General features: G+C 48.8%; 13 protein-coding genes. 9 read left to right on the top strand and 4 right to left on the bottom strand.

Translation table 11 applies throughout. The features are described 5' to 3' along the window. Positions 1-48 precede the first annotated feature (48 nt). Entirely contained in the window at positions 49-1497 is a 1449-nt protein-coding gene (gene gnd / locus HMPREF2907_RS02465) for a decarboxylating NADP(+)-dependent phosphogluconate dehydrogenase (protein WP_070679695.1), read from the bottom strand. Positions 1498-1975: 478 nt separating this feature from the next. On the opposite strand from gnd, the gene ggt reads away from it, so the two are divergent. Beyond that, positions 1976-3745 (top strand): gamma-glutamyltransferase, encoded by a 1770-nt coding sequence (gene ggt, locus HMPREF2907_RS02460; protein WP_070679692.1) that lies wholly within the window; start codon positions 1976-1978, stop codon positions 3743-3745. A 311-nt stretch (positions 3746-4056) separates the two neighbouring features. Here the strand turns inward: ggt and lpxC are convergent, their stop codons facing one another. After that, positions 4057-4971 (bottom strand): UDP-3-O-acyl-N-acetylglucosamine deacetylase, encoded by a 915-nt coding sequence (gene lpxC / locus HMPREF2907_RS02455; protein WP_049223960.1) that lies wholly within the window; start codon positions 4969-4971, stop codon positions 4057-4059. Positions 4972-5535: 564 nt separating this feature from the next. Here lpxC and gap point away from each other — a divergent pair. Continuing rightward, positions 5536-6540, top strand: a complete 1005-nt coding sequence (gap, locus tag HMPREF2907_RS02450; protein WP_070679689.1) for a type I glyceraldehyde-3-phosphate dehydrogenase — start codon at positions 5536-5538, stop codon at positions 6538-6540. Between the two features lie 491 nt (positions 6541-7031). Here the strand turns inward: gap and tsaA are convergent, their stop codons facing one another. Beyond that, positions 7032-7706, bottom strand: coding sequence for a tRNA (N6-threonylcarbamoyladenosine(37)-N6)-methyltransferase TrmO (gene tsaA, locus HMPREF2907_RS02445; protein WP_070679686.1), 675 nt, complete (start codon positions 7704-7706; stop codon positions 7032-7034). A gap of 114 nt (positions 7707-7820) precedes the next feature. Here tsaA and HMPREF2907_RS02440 point away from each other — a divergent pair, with 114 nt between their 5' ends. The 5 genes from HMPREF2907_RS02440 to HMPREF2907_RS02420 all read left to right on the top strand — a co-directional run bounded on the left by HMPREF2907_RS02440 (position 7821) and on the right by HMPREF2907_RS02420 (position 12058). Beyond that, positions 7821-8456 (top strand): nicotinamidase, encoded by a 636-nt coding sequence (locus HMPREF2907_RS02440; protein WP_049223949.1) that lies wholly within the window; start codon positions 7821-7823, stop codon positions 8454-8456. Between the two features lie 36 nt (positions 8457-8492). After that, positions 8493-9479, top strand: a complete 987-nt coding sequence (gene waaC, locus HMPREF2907_RS02435; RefSeq protein WP_070679683.1) for a lipopolysaccharide heptosyltransferase I — start codon at positions 8493-8495, stop codon at positions 9477-9479. Between the two features lie 209 nt (positions 9480-9688). Next, positions 9689-10438, top strand: a complete 750-nt coding sequence (locus HMPREF2907_RS02430; protein ID WP_070679680.1) for an electron transfer flavoprotein subunit beta/FixA family protein — start codon at positions 9689-9691, stop codon at positions 10436-10438. 10 nt (positions 10439-10448) lie between these two features. Further along, positions 10449-11384 carry an electron transfer flavoprotein subunit alpha/FixB family protein gene (locus HMPREF2907_RS02425; RefSeq protein WP_070679677.1) on the top strand — a complete coding sequence of 312 codons (936 nt, stop codon included), beginning with the start codon at positions 10449-10451 and terminating at the stop codon, positions 11382-11384. Between the two features lie 62 nt (positions 11385-11446). After that, complete coding sequence (locus HMPREF2907_RS02420) at positions 11447-12058, top strand: IMPACT family protein (RefSeq protein ID WP_070679674.1); 612 nt, start codon at positions 11447-11449, stop codon at positions 12056-12058. A gap of 53 nt (positions 12059-12111) precedes the next feature. On the opposite strand, the gene HMPREF2907_RS02415 is transcribed toward HMPREF2907_RS02420, so the two are convergent. Then, positions 12112-12429: a DUF4298 domain-containing protein gene (locus HMPREF2907_RS02415; protein WP_070679670.1), complete on the bottom strand. Its 318-nt coding sequence runs from the start codon at positions 12427-12429 to the stop codon at positions 12112-12114. 158 nt (positions 12430-12587) lie between these two features. Between HMPREF2907_RS02415 and purD the strand changes: the two genes are divergently transcribed. After that, positions 12588-13859: a phosphoribosylamine--glycine ligase gene (gene purD / locus HMPREF2907_RS02410; protein WP_070679667.1), complete on the top strand. Its 1272-nt coding sequence runs from the start codon at positions 12588-12590 to the stop codon at positions 13857-13859. A 55-nt stretch (positions 13860-13914) separates the two neighbouring features. Next, positions 13915-14484: an L-threonylcarbamoyladenylate synthase gene (locus HMPREF2907_RS02405; RefSeq protein WP_070679664.1), complete on the top strand. Its 570-nt coding sequence runs from the start codon at positions 13915-13917 to the stop codon at positions 14482-14484. Positions 14485-14636: the final 152 nt, after the last annotated feature.

Here is a 14636-nt window from a genome sequence, read left to right as displayed (position 1 = left end):
AAACCTGAATCTTGGTTTTCAGACGACCTTGTTGCTAACTCAAACAAATCAAATATCGTAAGTAGTCGATGCGGTATCGCCGCCCTTGCCTGTCCAATTGGTGTGGAAGAACTCGCCGCGCGGTTTGTCGGTACGCTCGTAGGTGTGCGCGCCGAAGTAGTCGCGTTGGGCTTGTAGCAGGTTGGCAGGCAGGCGTTCGGTGGTGTAGCCGTCGAGGAAGGTAATCGCGGAAGCCATGCAGGGCATGGGGATGCCGCATTCGATGGCTTTGGCGATCACTTTGCGCCATGCGGGTAGGCAGTTTTCCAATACGCCTTTGAAATAAGGATCGGAACCCAAGAACACTAAATCGGGATTGGCTTCGTATGCGTCGCGGATGTTGCCCAAGAACGCGCTGCGGATGATGCAGCCTTCGCGCCACAGAAGGGCGGTGTTGCCGTAGTTCAATGCCCAATCGTTGTTTTCGCTGGCTTCGCGGATGAGCATGAAGCCTTGTGCGTAGGAAATAATTTTGGATGCCAACAGGGCTTGGCGCAGGGCTTCGACCCATGCGGTTTTGTCGCCGTCAACGGGGGTAACGGTTTTGCCGAACAAGCCGCCGGTTTGAACGCGTTGGTCTTTGAACGCGGATACGCAGCGGGCGAATACGGCTTCGGAAATCAGCGTCAGCGGGATGCCCAAATCGAGGGCGTTGATGCCGGTCCATTTGCCTGTGCCTTTTTGTCCGGCGGTATCGAGGATTTTTTCGACCAAAGGTTCGCCGTTTTCGTCTTTGTAGCCCAAAATCGCGGCGGTGATTTCAATCAGGTAGGAATCCAGCTCGGTTTGGTTCCATTCGCTGAAAATGCGGTGCATTTCGTCGTAGCTCAGACCCAAGCCGTCTTTCATGAATTGATACGCTTCGCAAATCAACTGCATATCGCCGTATTCGATGCCGTTGTGCACCATTTTGACGAAATGGCCCGCGCCGTCGCGACCGACCCAGTCGCAGCAGGGTTCGCCTTGCGGGGTTTTGGCGGCAATGGCTTGGAAGATGGGTTTGACAGCAGGCCATGCGGCTTCGTCGCCGCCGGGCATGATGGACGGACCGTGACGCGCACCTTCTTCGCCGCCGGAAACGCCCGCGCCGATAAAGCGGATGCCTTTTGCCGCCAGCTCGTGCGTGCGGCGGGTGGAATCGGGATAGTTGGCGTTGCCGCCGTCAATAATAATGTCGCCTTGATCCAAGAGCGGGACAAGTTGCTCGATAAAGTCGTCCACGACAGAACCTGCGCGTACCATCATCATGATTTTGCGCGGTTTTTCCAGTTTATCCACTAAATCTTGCAATGAATAGGCACCGATAATGTTGGTGCCTTTGGCTGCGCCGTTGAGAAAATCGTCTACTTTAGCAGTGGTCCGGTTGTACGCCACGACTTTGAAACCGTGATCGTTCATATTCAAAATCAAATTTTGACCCATAACGGCCAAGCCGATGACGCCGATATCGCCTTTCATTGATGGAAGCTCCATTATTAATTTAATTTATCAGCCGTAACTCTATCTGATTTACAGAGGTTTAACAATCCTTAACTATCTAATTTTTTGAAAAGATGCCTTTACGTTGCGGGCTTTGCCTGCGCGTTGGGAAACAAACTATAAATAAGATTTTAAATAATAAATAGATGATTATATTGAGTCGCGCTTTTTCTTGTGTATAACTTTGATTCCTTTTTCAGTTCAATAAGTTGAATGTAGAGTTTGGATGCGGATAAACTGCTGTTTGCCTTGTTTGCAGATGTGGATAATTTTGAAATCCGGTTTGGTTTTGTGTATAACTTTCCGGCTATACACACAGCCTGCCGGTTTTATACCGATCTCAAACGGAACTGTCCGAAGAGATAAACAGTCCAATCGGTTTTCATGTTTCAGACGACCTTTTGTATTTTTTAACTGCAGGTCGTCTGAAAAATATCTCAACAAAAAGGGAGCAGATATGAAATTTTCCTTTAGCTTAAACCTGTTGGCAGCTTTGGTTTTGGCGGCGTGCGCGCACCAGCCGATGCAGAAACCTGATGCCGCTCCTTTGCCGACGGCTGTGGATAACCATGCGCCGGAACAAGGGACGGGGCTGACCGAGCAGAAATTGATCCGCGCCAAGCATTATATGGCGGCGTCTGCCAATCCGTTGGCGACCGAGGCGGGATACGAGGTTTTGAAACGCGGCGGTAGCGCGATAGATGCGATGATCGCCATGCAGACAACCTTGGGTCTGACCGAACCGCAGTCTTCCGGTTTGGGCGGCGGCGCGTTTTTGGTGTATTGGGACAATAAGGCGAAAAAACTGACGACGTTTGATGCCCGAGAAACGGCGCCGAAAGCGGCAACGCCGGCGCTTTTCTTGGATGAAAACGGCAAGCCGATGGGCTTTATGAACGCAGTGGTCGGCGGCCGTTCGGTCGGTGTGCCGGGGATTCCGAAGCTGCTGGAAGATGTCCACAAGCGTTATGGCAAATTGCCTTGGGCAAGTCTGTTTGACAAACCGATTGCTTTGGCGGAACAAGGCTTTACCGTTTCACCGCGCATGGCGAAATCCATCGAGCAAAATTTGGAGCCTTTGAAACGTTATCCGAAAACCGCCGCGTATTTCCTGCCCGACGGCAAGCCTTTGGCAGCGGGAACGGTGTTGAAAAACCCTGAATTTGCCCGCTCCGTACGCCTGTTGGCGGAAAAAGGCAGCGCGCCGTTTTATCAGGGGGTGCAGGCGCAGAATATTGTCCGTGCCGTTACCGGTGCTGTGGATAACCCCGGCAAAATCAGCATGGCGGATTTGAAAAACTACCGCGTTATCGAGCGCGAACCGGTTTGCGCGCCGTATCGTGAATACGAAGTCTGCGGCATGGGCGCGCCAAGTTCAGGCGCGATTGCTTTGGGCGAGATTTTGGGCGTCCTGCAAAATCAGGATATGAAGGCGTTGGGCGCGGAAAATATCCACAGTTGGCGCTGGATAGGCGATGCGTCGCGGATTGCGTTTGCCGACCGTGATTATTACGTCGGCGATCCCGCGTTTGTCAACGTCCCGACCCGTGCCCTGATTTCTCAGGCTTACCTGAAACCGCGCGCCGAAGAAATCCACCAATCCGACAAGGCGTTGGAGAACATTCAGGCAGGCAAGTTCGGCAAGGCATACGCGCAGGGTATGGCGGTAGAGCTGCCGTCCACCAGCCATTTGGTGGTTGTGGATAAAGACGGTAACGTCGTGTCGATGACGACTTCGATTGAAAACGCGTTCGGCTCGGGACTGATGGCAAACGGCTATCTGCTCAACAATGAATTGACCGATTTTGCTTTCAACCCTGTCGGCGCGGACGGTAAAACGGTGGCCAACAGCGTGGCGGGCGGCAAACGGCCGCGTTCTTCGATGGCGCCGACCATTGTGATGAAAGGCGGTAAGCCTTATTTGGCAGTCGGTTCGCCCGGCGGCAGCCGCATCATCGGTTTCGTCGCCAAAACGCTGGTGGCGCATATCGATTGGGGTATGGACATTCAGGCGGCAATCTCCCTGCCGAATATGCTCAATCGCGGCAGCCAGTATGAAATCGAAGAAAAAACCGCTGCGGCGGACAAAGCGGCAGCATTGGAAAAACTGGGCTACAAAGTCCAAATCCGCGATTTGAATTCCGGCGTACAAGGCATTGTGATCGGCAAAGACGGTTTGCTCGGTGGTGCCGACCCGCGCCGCGAAGGTAAAGTCATGGGCGATTGATCACCAATCAGCTTGTGGATAAAAGGTCGTCTGAAATCCGAATTTGGGTTTTCAGACGACCTTTTTTATTGCTGGAGAAAAGCTATGGATAAAATGTGTATAAAATTTGAGAAAAAATATAATCTTTTTATTTTTCATAAGGATAGATTAGATAGCCATGTGGATAATCATGTCTGAAATATTGGTGGGAGATGGTTTGTTTTATTGAAAGGTCGTCTGAAAACTTAAAATCAAGATTTCAGACGACCTTTATTCAATAAAAAGGCTGTGGATGATTGTTTATCCACAGCCTTTTTGTACGCTGTCTTATCTCAAGCCGCCGGCAGCTCGTGGAAGGCGGAAGGCAAATTCTCGTTGTCAGAAAATTCCACCCATTCGTAAGCGGTTTCGTCCGCCAAAACCGCGCGCAATAAAGCGTTGTTGATGGCGTGGCCGGATTTGTAGCCTTCAAATGCGCCGATAATCGGGTGTCCGACGATATACAAATCGCCGATGGCATCGAGGATTTTGTGGCGGACGAACTCGTCGGGATAACGCAAACCTTCCGGATTCAAAACGTCCATGTCGTCAATCACGATGGCGTTGTTCAAATTGCCGCCCAGCCCGAGATTGTGAGCGCGCATCATTTCCACTTCGTGCATAAAGCCAAAGGTGCGCGCGCGCGCGATTTCGTCGATGTAGGACTTGCCCGCGAAATCAATTTCAAAAGTGGGCGAGCTGCGGTTGAAAACCGGATGGTCGAATTCGATGGTCAGCGTCACTTTAAAGCCGTCATACGGCGTAAAGCGCACCCATTTGCCCGCTTCTTTGACTTCGACAGGTTTGAGGATTTTCAAAAACCGCTTTTGCGCCTTTTGATCGACAACGCCCGCATCTTGCAAAAGATAAATAAACGGCAGGCTGGAGCCGTCCATAATCGGGATTTCGGGCGCGTTCAACTCAATCAGCGCATTGTCGATGCCATAGGCAGACAGCGCGGACATGATGTGTTCGATGGTGCCGACGCGCACGCCTTTGTCGGTCACGATGGTGGACGACAGGCGCGTATCGTTGATGAGGTAGGGCGTAAGTTTGATGGTTTCGCCCATTTCACCGTCCAAATCGGTACGGCGGAAAGAAATCCCGCTGTTTTCAGGCGCGGGGTGCAGGGTCAGTGCGACCCGTTCGCCCGAATGCAGCCCGACGCCGGTTACGCTGATGGATTTTGCCAAAGTTCGTTGCAGCATAAACCGCCTCCTTATTCAATAATTGGTTTGATGTTTGGATAATACGATAAAAAGGAAAAAATAATCCATTATTTTTAATAGTATTTGCTAATGTAGGCGTTTCAGAACCTATAGATTTTTCAGACGACCCTTTGTACCAGTAAGATTATCCACCCGTGTAATCCGAGTGGAAAAATCCGATTTTATCCACAGAAAAATTCAAACGATTACAGATTATCTGACTTTGTTCTCATAAAAAACAAAACTTGAACGCAACCTTTAAATGAATCCAACAATTTGATTATACAATCAGTAATAAGGTTATCCACAAAACGGGGATACACTCATCACCATCATCATTTTTTTAAATAATTACATATTAATTTTAAAAACAACCAAAATTTATCCCCAAATATGGAGACAAACCGTACCAATCTGCATTTTCAGACGACCTATTTCACGGTTTTTTTATTTAAATCAAACATTTTAAAAGTAGCATCGTGTAATTCTAGGTAGTAGTTTTATTTCAGGATACAATAGCCCTTATTGAAATTTATCCCTTTCCCTACTGACAGGAGTATCAAAATGAGCATCAAAGTAGCGATTAACGGTTTCGGCCGCATCGGCCGTCTGGCATTGCGTCAAATTGAAAAAGCCAAAGGCATCGAAGTCGTCGCCGTCAACGACCTGACCCCTGCCGATATGCTGCTGCACCTTTTCAAATACGACAGCACCCAAGGCCGCTTCCAAGGTACTGCCGAATTGAAAGACGATGCCATCGTAGTGAACGGCAAAGAAATCAAAGTCTTCGCCAATCCGAATCCTGAAGAATTGCCTTGGGGCGAATTGGGCGTAGACGTCGTCCTCGAATGTACCGGCTTCTTTACCAGCAAAACCAAAGCCGAAGCCCATATCCGCGCCGGTGCGCGCAAAGTCGTTATTTCCGCGCCCGGCGGCAATGACGTGAAAACCGTCGTATATGGCGTGAACCAAGACATTTTGGACGGCAGCGAAACCGTCATCTCCGCCGCTTCCTGCACCACCAACTGCCTCGCCCCGATGGCGGCAGTCCTGCAAAAAGAATTCGGCGTAGTTGAAGGCCTGATGACCACCATCCACGCCTACACCGGCGACCAAAACACCCTTGACGCGCCGCACCGCAAAGGCGATTTGCGCCGCGCCCGCGCCGCCGCGCTCAACATCGTGCCCAACAGCACCGGCGCCGCCAAAGCCATCGGTTTGGTTATCCCCGAATTGAACGGCAAACTCGACGGCTCCGCCCAACGCGTTCCCGTCGCCACCGGCTCGCTGACCGAATTGGTTTCTGTCCTCGAATGCCCCGTAACCAAAGAAGAAATCAACGCTGCGATGAAAGCCGCCGCCAACGAATCTTACGGCTACACCGAAGATCAAATCGTTTCTTCCGACGTCGTCGGCATCGAATACGGCTCGCTCTTCGACGCGACCCAAACCCGCGTGATGACCGTAGGCGACAAACAACTGGTGAAAACCGTCGCTTGGTACGACAACGAAATGTCCTACACCTGCCAACTCGTCCGCACTTTGGAATACTTCGCAGGTAAAATCTAAAAGATTTCGGATTGGGTAAGCCAGTCTGTGGATAAGTAAGAGAAAAGGTCGTCTGAAAACGAGAGTGAACGAGTTTTATTAAACTTGGTATCACATTTTCAGACGACCTTATTTTTTATTTGTAACCTGCACCCTCTCTCGTCTGGCAGGAGAGGATTAGAAAGAGGGTGACTCTACGGGCTGTACGAATTTGCTTTTACCTAAACCCACAAAGCCACCCCCATCCTAACCTTCCCCCGCCAGACGCGGGAAGGGAGACAATTTGTCGTTGCAGCAACGTGTAGCGTGGGCTTTGCCCACGAGATGAATGACACAATGAATGCCCATTCGACTGTTGTCTGATTGGGTTGTCAGGTGGTAGGTTCTACGGGTTCGGTTTATCCAAAGTGTTCATTGAATAAGACCCGTATCGATTGAATAAAAAGGTCGTCTGAAAACCGAAATCTTAGGATTTTCAAACGACCTTTTTCAATGAAATCAATCACTAAATTTTAAATGACACTTATCCCGATAACCGTCGCACGGTTTCCTTCAATTTGAAACCTGACCTCATAATCCTCAATATTCATGACGTAAATCCGTTCGGGAATATTCTGATAGGCGGGGCGCGGGTCTTGGGCTATGCTTTGGCTGATCAGGTTTTGGGTGCTGGCAGATAAATTTTCTGCGCCGATGTTTTCAAGCCATACGACTTCAAGCTCTTCGGGTTTGCCGCTGACGAAGCCGGATGAGGCGTCGGGTTTGGATTCGACAAAGGGGATGTAGGGTTTGATGTCGATAATCGGTGTGCCGTCCAGCAGGTCTGCGCCGCTGCAATAGAGGCGGACGGGTTTGCCGGTTTCGATGCGTTCGAGTTTTAAGAGCGATAGTCCGAGGTGATTGGGGCGGTGGGGGCTGCGTGTGGCGAATACGCCCATTTTTTGTTTGCCGCCGAGCCGTGGCGGGCGCACCATTTGTGCCCAGCCTTCATCCAGTACGCCGTGAAAGATAAAACTTATCCACACATAATCGAAGTGTTCCAGTCCGCGTACGCTGTCTGCGGTAAATTCGGGATTCAGCTCGATGCAGACCTCTGCGGCGGGAACCAATCCGGGCTGACGGGCGACGCCGAATTTCTGTTTGTAGGGCGAGTGGGCGGTGGCGATGGGGACGATGGTGTAAGTCATGAGGATTGTGGACAAGTTTTTTGGAAAAACGTTATCTTATCACAGCCGGTTTTACCGCTTTTGGGCAGTAATTTGTTATAATACAGGGCATTTTAATCGCTTTGAAATGATGAGATGATTGTTTCCATTGATGTTGATGCACAAAAAACTTTTACGCCTTTGTGTCCTAAAGAGCTGCCTGTGAACGAGGGGCATTTGATTGTCGAAGAGTTGAATGCCCAAGCCGCTTTGGCGGATTTGCGCGTGATGACGAAAGATGCGCATCATGCGGCAGCAAAATGGCTTGTGGATAACCCTGTTGATATGTTAAAGCCGACAGGTTTGCCCGATGCGGATTTGACTTGGGTGGCTCATGCGATGGTCGGTACGCGCGGCTATGAATTGTTGGACGGACTGCCTTCTGCCAAGGAATACGATTATTGCGTTTGGAAAGGCGTTGATCCTGAATTGCATCCTTACGGCGCGTGTTTTCACGATATCGAGGAAAAACTGAGCACAGGGTTGATTGAATGGCTGCGTTGTCAAAATACGGATACGGTCATTGTCGGCGGGTTGGCTACGGATTATTGTGTGAAAACAACGGTTTTGCAGTTACTCAAAGGCGGCAATTGGCAGGTTATCGTCAATGAAGCGGCTTGTCGGGGCATTGCGCCGGAAACCATCGAAACGGCATGGCAGGAAATGCGTTCTGCCGGTGCTATTATCTTAAAAAACGCTGAAGAAATTAAAAAATATATTAATAATCAATAAGTTAAAATTGTTTCACGTGAAACACCCTTCCTAAATATGAAAATTTTGCTTGTCCGCTTGTCCAGTATGGGCGATTTAATTCACACTTTGCCCGCAATCGAAGATTTGGCGCGACAATTTCCTGATGCGGAACTTCATTGGTTGTGTGAAGCTGGATTTGCGGATATTGCGCGCCTGCATCCGTTTGTGAAAAAAATCCATGTGATGAAATGGCGGCAATGGCGCAAACATCTTTTTCAAGCAGAAACTTGGCAGGAAATAGGTCGTCTGAAACAGGCCTTGCGGCAGGAAGCATTTGATTTTGTATTGGATAGTCAAGGTCTGATTAAAAGCGCGTGTTTCGCCAAAATGGCAAAATCCTCTATTTATGGTTTGGATAAAAACAGCGCGCGCGAGGGATTGGCTGCGGTTGCGTATGCTAAAACATACGCTGTACCCAAAGGTAAAAATGCCGTTTGGCGCAACCGTGAGCTGTTCGCCCAAGTATTTGGGTATGCTGTGCCTGAAACGCAGGTATTCGGTTTGACTGTTCCCGAAGCAGGTCGTCTGAAAAATTTAGAGCAGCCGTATTATGCGGCTTTGCACGCGACTAGTCGAGACAGTAAGTTATGGTCTATGGAAAACTGGCGGACATTGCTGCAAAAGTTGAATGAAGAACAGCAATGCAATATTTACCTGCCTTGGGGAAATGAAGCTGAAAAAACGCGTGCCGAAAAAATTGCAGATGGGCTGCCGTTTGCTATTGTGTGCGACAAAATGAATTTATTGCAGGCGGCGTATCTGCTGAAACACGCGGTCGGAATTGTTGGTGTGGATACCGGTTTGTTGCATCTGGCAAATGCTTTGGAAAAACCTGTGGTCGGCATTTATACCAATACTGATCCGATTAAAACAGGCGTTCAGGTTTCGCCTATTGCAAAAAATTTGGGCAATATCGGGCAGATTCCGACTGCGGATTTGGTTTATCAAACGTTGATGGATTGTGTGGCTGCTGATGAAGGCTCAAAGGTCGTCTTAAACTGATATAGCGACATGACATTTTCCAGTTTGTTGAGTGTAGGAATGTATATCCTTCAGCCTGAGTAAATACTTTAAAAATGGTATAATCGGCAATCATTATCTGAAAGATTTCTGAATGAATTCGTTTTTAAGAAAAAACGGATTTGATTTTATAGAGAAGAAGGTTTGGTTTCGCTGGATGGTGAAAGCAACGTTCTTTTTAGGAGAGTTCAATGAAAGCACTGGTCGCAGTAAAGCGCGTAGTGGACTACAACGTCAAAGTTCGTGTAAAAGCCGATGGTTCGGATGTGGATATCGGCAATGTCAAAATGTCGATGAACCCGTTTGACGAAATCGCTGTGGAAGAAGCCGTCCGCCTGAAAGAAGCCGGAAAAGTAAGCGAAATCGTAGCGGTTTCTTTGGGTGAGAAAAAATGCGAAGAAACGTTGCGTACAGCTTTGGCGATGGGTGCCGACCGTGCAATTCATGTTGAAACCGATGCGAAATTGGAGCCGTTGGCAGTTGCCAAGCTGCTGAAAGCCGTTGCGGACAAAGAAAATCCGCAAATTTTCTTTTTGGGCAAACAAGCGATTGATGATGATGCCAACCAAGTGGCGCAAATGCTGGCAGCTTTGCTGAATGCGGCGCAAGGTACGTTTGCTTCAAAAGTACAAATTGAAGGCGACGAAGTGCAGATTGTGCGCGAAATCGATGGCGGCGAAGAAACCATAGCATTGAAACTGCCTGCGGTTATCAGCGCAGATTTGCGTCTGAACGAACCGCGCTTTGTCAAACTCCCCAATATTATGGCGGCAAAGAAAAAACCTTTGGAAAAACTGGTGCCTGCCGATTTGGTTGCCGATATTTCATCTCGTCTGAAAACGGTGAAATTCGCCGAACCTAAAGCGCGTCAAGCAGGCGTAAAAGTGGCAAGCGTTGCCGAATTGGTTGAAAAATTGAAAAACGAAGCCAAAGTGATTTGAGGAGACTGAAATGAGCGTATTGATTATTGCCGAACACGACAACAAACAGTTGAATCCTGCCACTTTGCATGCTGTTACTGCTGCCGCCAAACTGGGCAAAGTCGATTTATTGGTTGCCGGAAGCGGTGCATCGGCCGTAGTGGAATCCGCAAAGCAAGTAGCGGGTGTGGAAAAAGTTTTGGTTGCGGATGCTGCCCATTATGCCGAAGGTTTGGCTGAAGAACTGGCTCCGCTGGTTGTCAAATTGACAGCGGATTACCGCTATGTTGCAGCAACGGCAACCACATTCGGTAAAAACCTTTTGCCTCGCGTAGCGGCCTTATTGGACGTACCGCAAATTTCTGATTTGACTGAGATTGTGGATAACACGACTTTTGTACGCCCCATTTATGCAGGTAATGCATTTGAAACCGTGCAAGCCGATTCAGAAAAATTGGTGCTGACCTTCCGTGCAACGGCTTTTGACGCAGCATCGGCGCAAGGTGGGAATGCTGAGGCAGTTAATGTTGAAACAACCCCTGCTCAAAACCTGAGTCGTTTTGTGAACCGCCAGCTTTCCCACTCCGATCGTCCTGAATTAACTCAGGCAAAAGTCATTGTCTCAGGTGGTCGCGCGTTGGGTAGTGCGGAAAAATTCAATGAAGTGCTGACACCGTTGGCGGATGTTTTAGGTGCGGCAATCGGTGCATCCCGTGCGGCAGTTGATGCCGAATATGCGCCGAATGACGTACAAGTCGGACAAACCGGCAAAGTGGTTGCGCCGCAGCTCTATTTTGCAATCGGTATTTCAGGTGCGATTCAACACGTTGCCGGTATGCAAGACAGCAAAGTGATTGTTGCAATCAACAAAGATGCGGATGCGCCGATTTTCAATGTGGCCGATTATGGATTAGTTGGCGATTTATTCGAAATTGTCCCGCAATTAACAGAAGCATTGAAAAATTGATGTTTCACGTGAAACGTTCAGACGACCTTGTTATTTATGAGGTCGTCTGAAAACATTTCAGCATGATTACGACTTATAACACCATTACTTCCCCGACGCAGGCTGAGTTTAAAGATAAAGGCAGCCGTTTTATTGCATTTGCCTATCCGATTCGGACTTTGGCTGATGTGAAAAAATATCTCGATCCGTTAAAGGAAGAACATCATAAAGCGCGACACTGGTGCTATGCCTATCGTTTGGGTGTGGATGGCATTCAATTTCGCGCCAACGATGATGGAGAGCCGTCAGGAAGTGCTGGGCGACCGATTTTGGGACAGATTGATTCGGTGGGTGTAACCGATGTTTTGGTCGTTGTCGTGCGCTATTTCGGCGGTACTTTATTGGGTGTTCCCGGTCTGATTCATGCATACAAAGAGGCAACGGCTCAGGCGTTGGCGGTTGCAGAAGTGGTTGAAAAGAATATTGAAAAAACTGTTTGGCTGAAATGTGAATATCCGTTTTTGAATGAAGCGATACGCATCGCTAAACAATATCAGGCGGATATATTAGAGCAGGATTTGCAGTTGGATTGCCGATTGACGGTAAGTTTGTCGTTGGCTAATTATGAGACCTGTGTTGCGGCTTGGAAGAATACACGTCAGATCGAAGTAAATACGGAAAAGCCTTTTGAATGAAAAGGTCGTCTGAAAATCCACATCTTAGGGTTTTCAGACGACCTCTTCGCACATTAATCTTCTTTCGTATATCTGTCCAAGGCATCGACGCTGGAGCGTAAATATAGCCAGGCTAATTGATGGAATTCGCCCAGCGCGTTCCATAACGCATCTTCACTCATAATGCTGTATTCGCCTTCCGTGCGCAAATCCAGTTCTGCCCCATCTTCAATAGCCTGATGACACGCCTGATATTCGTGGGTATAGAAATTATCGATATCGCGAATCAAAGCGACGGCATGTTTCCAGCGTTTTAGGTCTTCTTCCAATTGCGGTAGCAAATGACACCATTCGCGGTATTTGCTTTGGATTTCATCAATACGTTTTTGCATGGTTGCTTGTCCTTTTTTAATTTTGTGGATAAGTTGAATAGGTTTCAGAGTGGAATGAAGTGGTCTATTGTTTGATTCCACCAAAATTTCTTCGAATGGGACAATAGTCCCCTTGTGTCGAGTTTTCGTTAAAAGTACATATTTGTCAAGGAGATGGCATGAAACTGCTGGTTATCGGTAATGGCGGTCGCGAACACGCGCTGGCTTGGAAATTGGCGCAGTCGCCCAAAGTGGAAACAGTATTTGTTGCGCCCGGTAATGCCGGTACGGCGATTGAATCCAAGCTCCAAAACATCGCCTTGGCTGCGCATCAGGATTTGATTGAATTCTGCCGCAAAGAAAATATTGCTTTTACCGTAGTTGGTCCTGAAGTGCCTTTGGCAGCGGGTATTGTGGATGATTTCCGTGCCGCAGGACTGAAAATATTTGGTCCGACACAATATGCGGCGCAGTTGGAAAGTTCCAAAGATTTTGCCAAAGCATTTATGGCGAAATACAACATTCCGACCGCGCAATATCAAACCTTTGAAAACGCCGATGCTGCACACGATTACGTCAATCAGAAAGGTGCGCCCATCGTCATCAAAGCCGATGGTTTGGCGGCAGGTAAAGGCGTGATTGTGGCGATGACTTTAGATGAAACTCATGCTGCGATTGACGATATGCTGCTGGGCAACAAAATGGGTAATGCCGGCGCGCGTGTTGTGATTGAAGATTTCCTGCAAGGCGAAGAAGCCAGCTTTATCGTCATGGTTGATGGCAATTATGTATTGCCTATGGCGACCAGCCAAGACCACAAGCGTCTTTTAGACGGCGACAAAGGCCCGAATACGGGCGGCATGGGCGCGTACAGTCCCGCGCCTGTGGTAACGCCCGCCGTGTACGAGCGCGCGATGAACGAGATTATTTTGCCGACCGTAGCGGGAATGAAAGTGGAAGGGCATGAGTTTACCGGCTTTCTGTACGCAGGTTTGATGATTGATCAAAGCGGCGCACCCTATACGATTGAGTTTAACTGCCGTTTTGGTGATCCAGAAACCCAGCCGATTATGAGTCGTCTGAACAGCGACTTGGCGGATTTGGTCGAAGCGGCAATAGATGGCAAACTCGATAACGTAACCGCAGAATGGAATCCGCAAACTGCCGTAGGCGTGGTGCTGGCGGCGCAAAATTACCCCGAAACGCCCAAAAAAGGCGATGTTATTTCCGGTCTGGATGCAGCCAACCAAATCGGCAAAGTTTTCCATGCGGGCACAACGGCAAACGAGGAAGGCGACGTATTGACCAACGGCGGCCGCGTATTGTGTGTCGTAGGATTGGGCGACGATGTGGCTCAAGCCAAAGCCAAGGCGTATAGCGCATTGGAAAAAATTAGCTTCGACGGCATGCAATACCGTAAAGACATTGCCGACAAAGCAATCAACCGTTAATCAAAGAAACAGGTCGTCTGAAAACGTGATTGTGTTTCAGACGACCTTCCCTATCATGTTATTCCCCAGAATCCTTTCAGCTTCGACGCTTCGCAAGCTGCGATCCCATCTTAAAAAAGGCGGCTTGGTCGCCTATCCTACCGAGTCCTGCTACGGCATAGGCTGTATCCCAACCTTGCCTAAAGCACTCAACCGACTGATTCATCTGAAAAAAAGACCGCAATATAAAGGCATGATTGTTATTGGCAACCAATTGGAGCAATTACAGCCCTTGCTCAAAAGGTCGTCTGAAAACATTCAAACCATGCTCAGAAACGAATGGCCTGCGCCCAAAACCTTTCTGCTTCCTGCGGCTGCTGACGTTTTGCCCGCATTACGCGGAAAAGGACGCAGCAAACTGGCGGTCAGGGTTCCTGCCCATGCAGGTGCGCGCCGCTTGTGTCAGGCTTTGAAAACGCCTTTGGTCTCGACTTCATGCAACCGCGCAGGCAAACGCGCGTGTAGAACGGAGCGGGAAGTGAGAAGACAGTTTGGAAGGAATGTATGGGTAGTCGGCGGTTTAATCGGCAAACAAAAGTCGCCGAGTCAGATTATTGATGGGGAAACAGGTGTTCGCTTGCGTTAGAAATCGGATGGATGAGATGAGCAGAAATTATGGTTTGAACCGATAAACCGCGACTTCAATAAAATGTGGATAATCCTGAATATAACTTTCCCGAAAAAACCAAAAAAGGTCGTCTGAATCCCCATATTCATGGTTTTCAGACGACCTTTTGA

This window comes from Neisseria sp. HMSC055H02, assembly GCF_001813335.1.
Lineage (GTDB): Bacteria > Pseudomonadota > Gammaproteobacteria > Burkholderiales > Neisseriaceae > Neisseria > Neisseria sicca_C.
This window is presented reverse-complemented; position numbering and strand designations above follow the sequence as displayed.

Excerpts from the sequence above, each read along its gene's own strand:
- HMPREF2907_RS02425 (WP_070679677.1), top strand. The coding sequence starts at position 10,449 with ATGAGCGTATTGATTATTGCCGAACACGACAACAAACAGTTGAATCCT.
- HMPREF2907_RS02405 (WP_070679664.1), top strand. The coding sequence starts at position 13,915 with ATGTTATTCCCCAGAATCCTTTCAGCTTCGACGCTTCGCAAGCTGCGA.
- ggt (WP_070679692.1), top strand. The coding sequence starts at position 1,976 with ATGAAATTTTCCTTTAGCTTAAACCTGTTGGCAGCTTTGGTTTTGGCG.
- HMPREF2907_RS02430 (WP_070679680.1), top strand. The coding sequence starts at position 9,689 with ATGAAAGCACTGGTCGCAGTAAAGCGCGTAGTGGACTACAACGTCAAA.
- gap (WP_070679689.1), top strand. The coding sequence starts at position 5,536 with ATGAGCATCAAAGTAGCGATTAACGGTTTCGGCCGCATCGGCCGTCTG.
- HMPREF2907_RS02440 (WP_049223949.1), top strand. The coding sequence starts at position 7,821 with ATGATTGTTTCCATTGATGTTGATGCACAAAAAACTTTTACGCCTTTG.
- HMPREF2907_RS02415 (WP_070679670.1), bottom strand. The coding sequence starts at position 12,429 with ATGCAAAAACGTATTGATGAAATCCAAAGCAAATACCGCGAATGGTGT.
- gnd (WP_070679695.1), bottom strand. The coding sequence starts at position 1,497 with ATGAAAGGCGATATCGGCGTCATCGGCTTGGCCGTTATGGGTCAAAAT.
- purD (WP_070679667.1), top strand. The coding sequence starts at position 12,588 with ATGAAACTGCTGGTTATCGGTAATGGCGGTCGCGAACACGCGCTGGCT.
- lpxC (WP_049223960.1), bottom strand. The coding sequence starts at position 4,971 with ATGCTGCAACGAACTTTGGCAAAATCCATCAGCGTAACCGGCGTCGGG.
- tsaA (WP_070679686.1), bottom strand. The coding sequence starts at position 7,706 with ATGACTTACACCATCGTCCCCATCGCCACCGCCCACTCGCCCTACAAA.
- HMPREF2907_RS02420 (WP_070679674.1), top strand. The coding sequence starts at position 11,447 with ATGATTACGACTTATAACACCATTACTTCCCCGACGCAGGCTGAGTTT.
- waaC (WP_070679683.1), top strand. The coding sequence starts at position 8,493 with ATGAAAATTTTGCTTGTCCGCTTGTCCAGTATGGGCGATTTAATTCAC.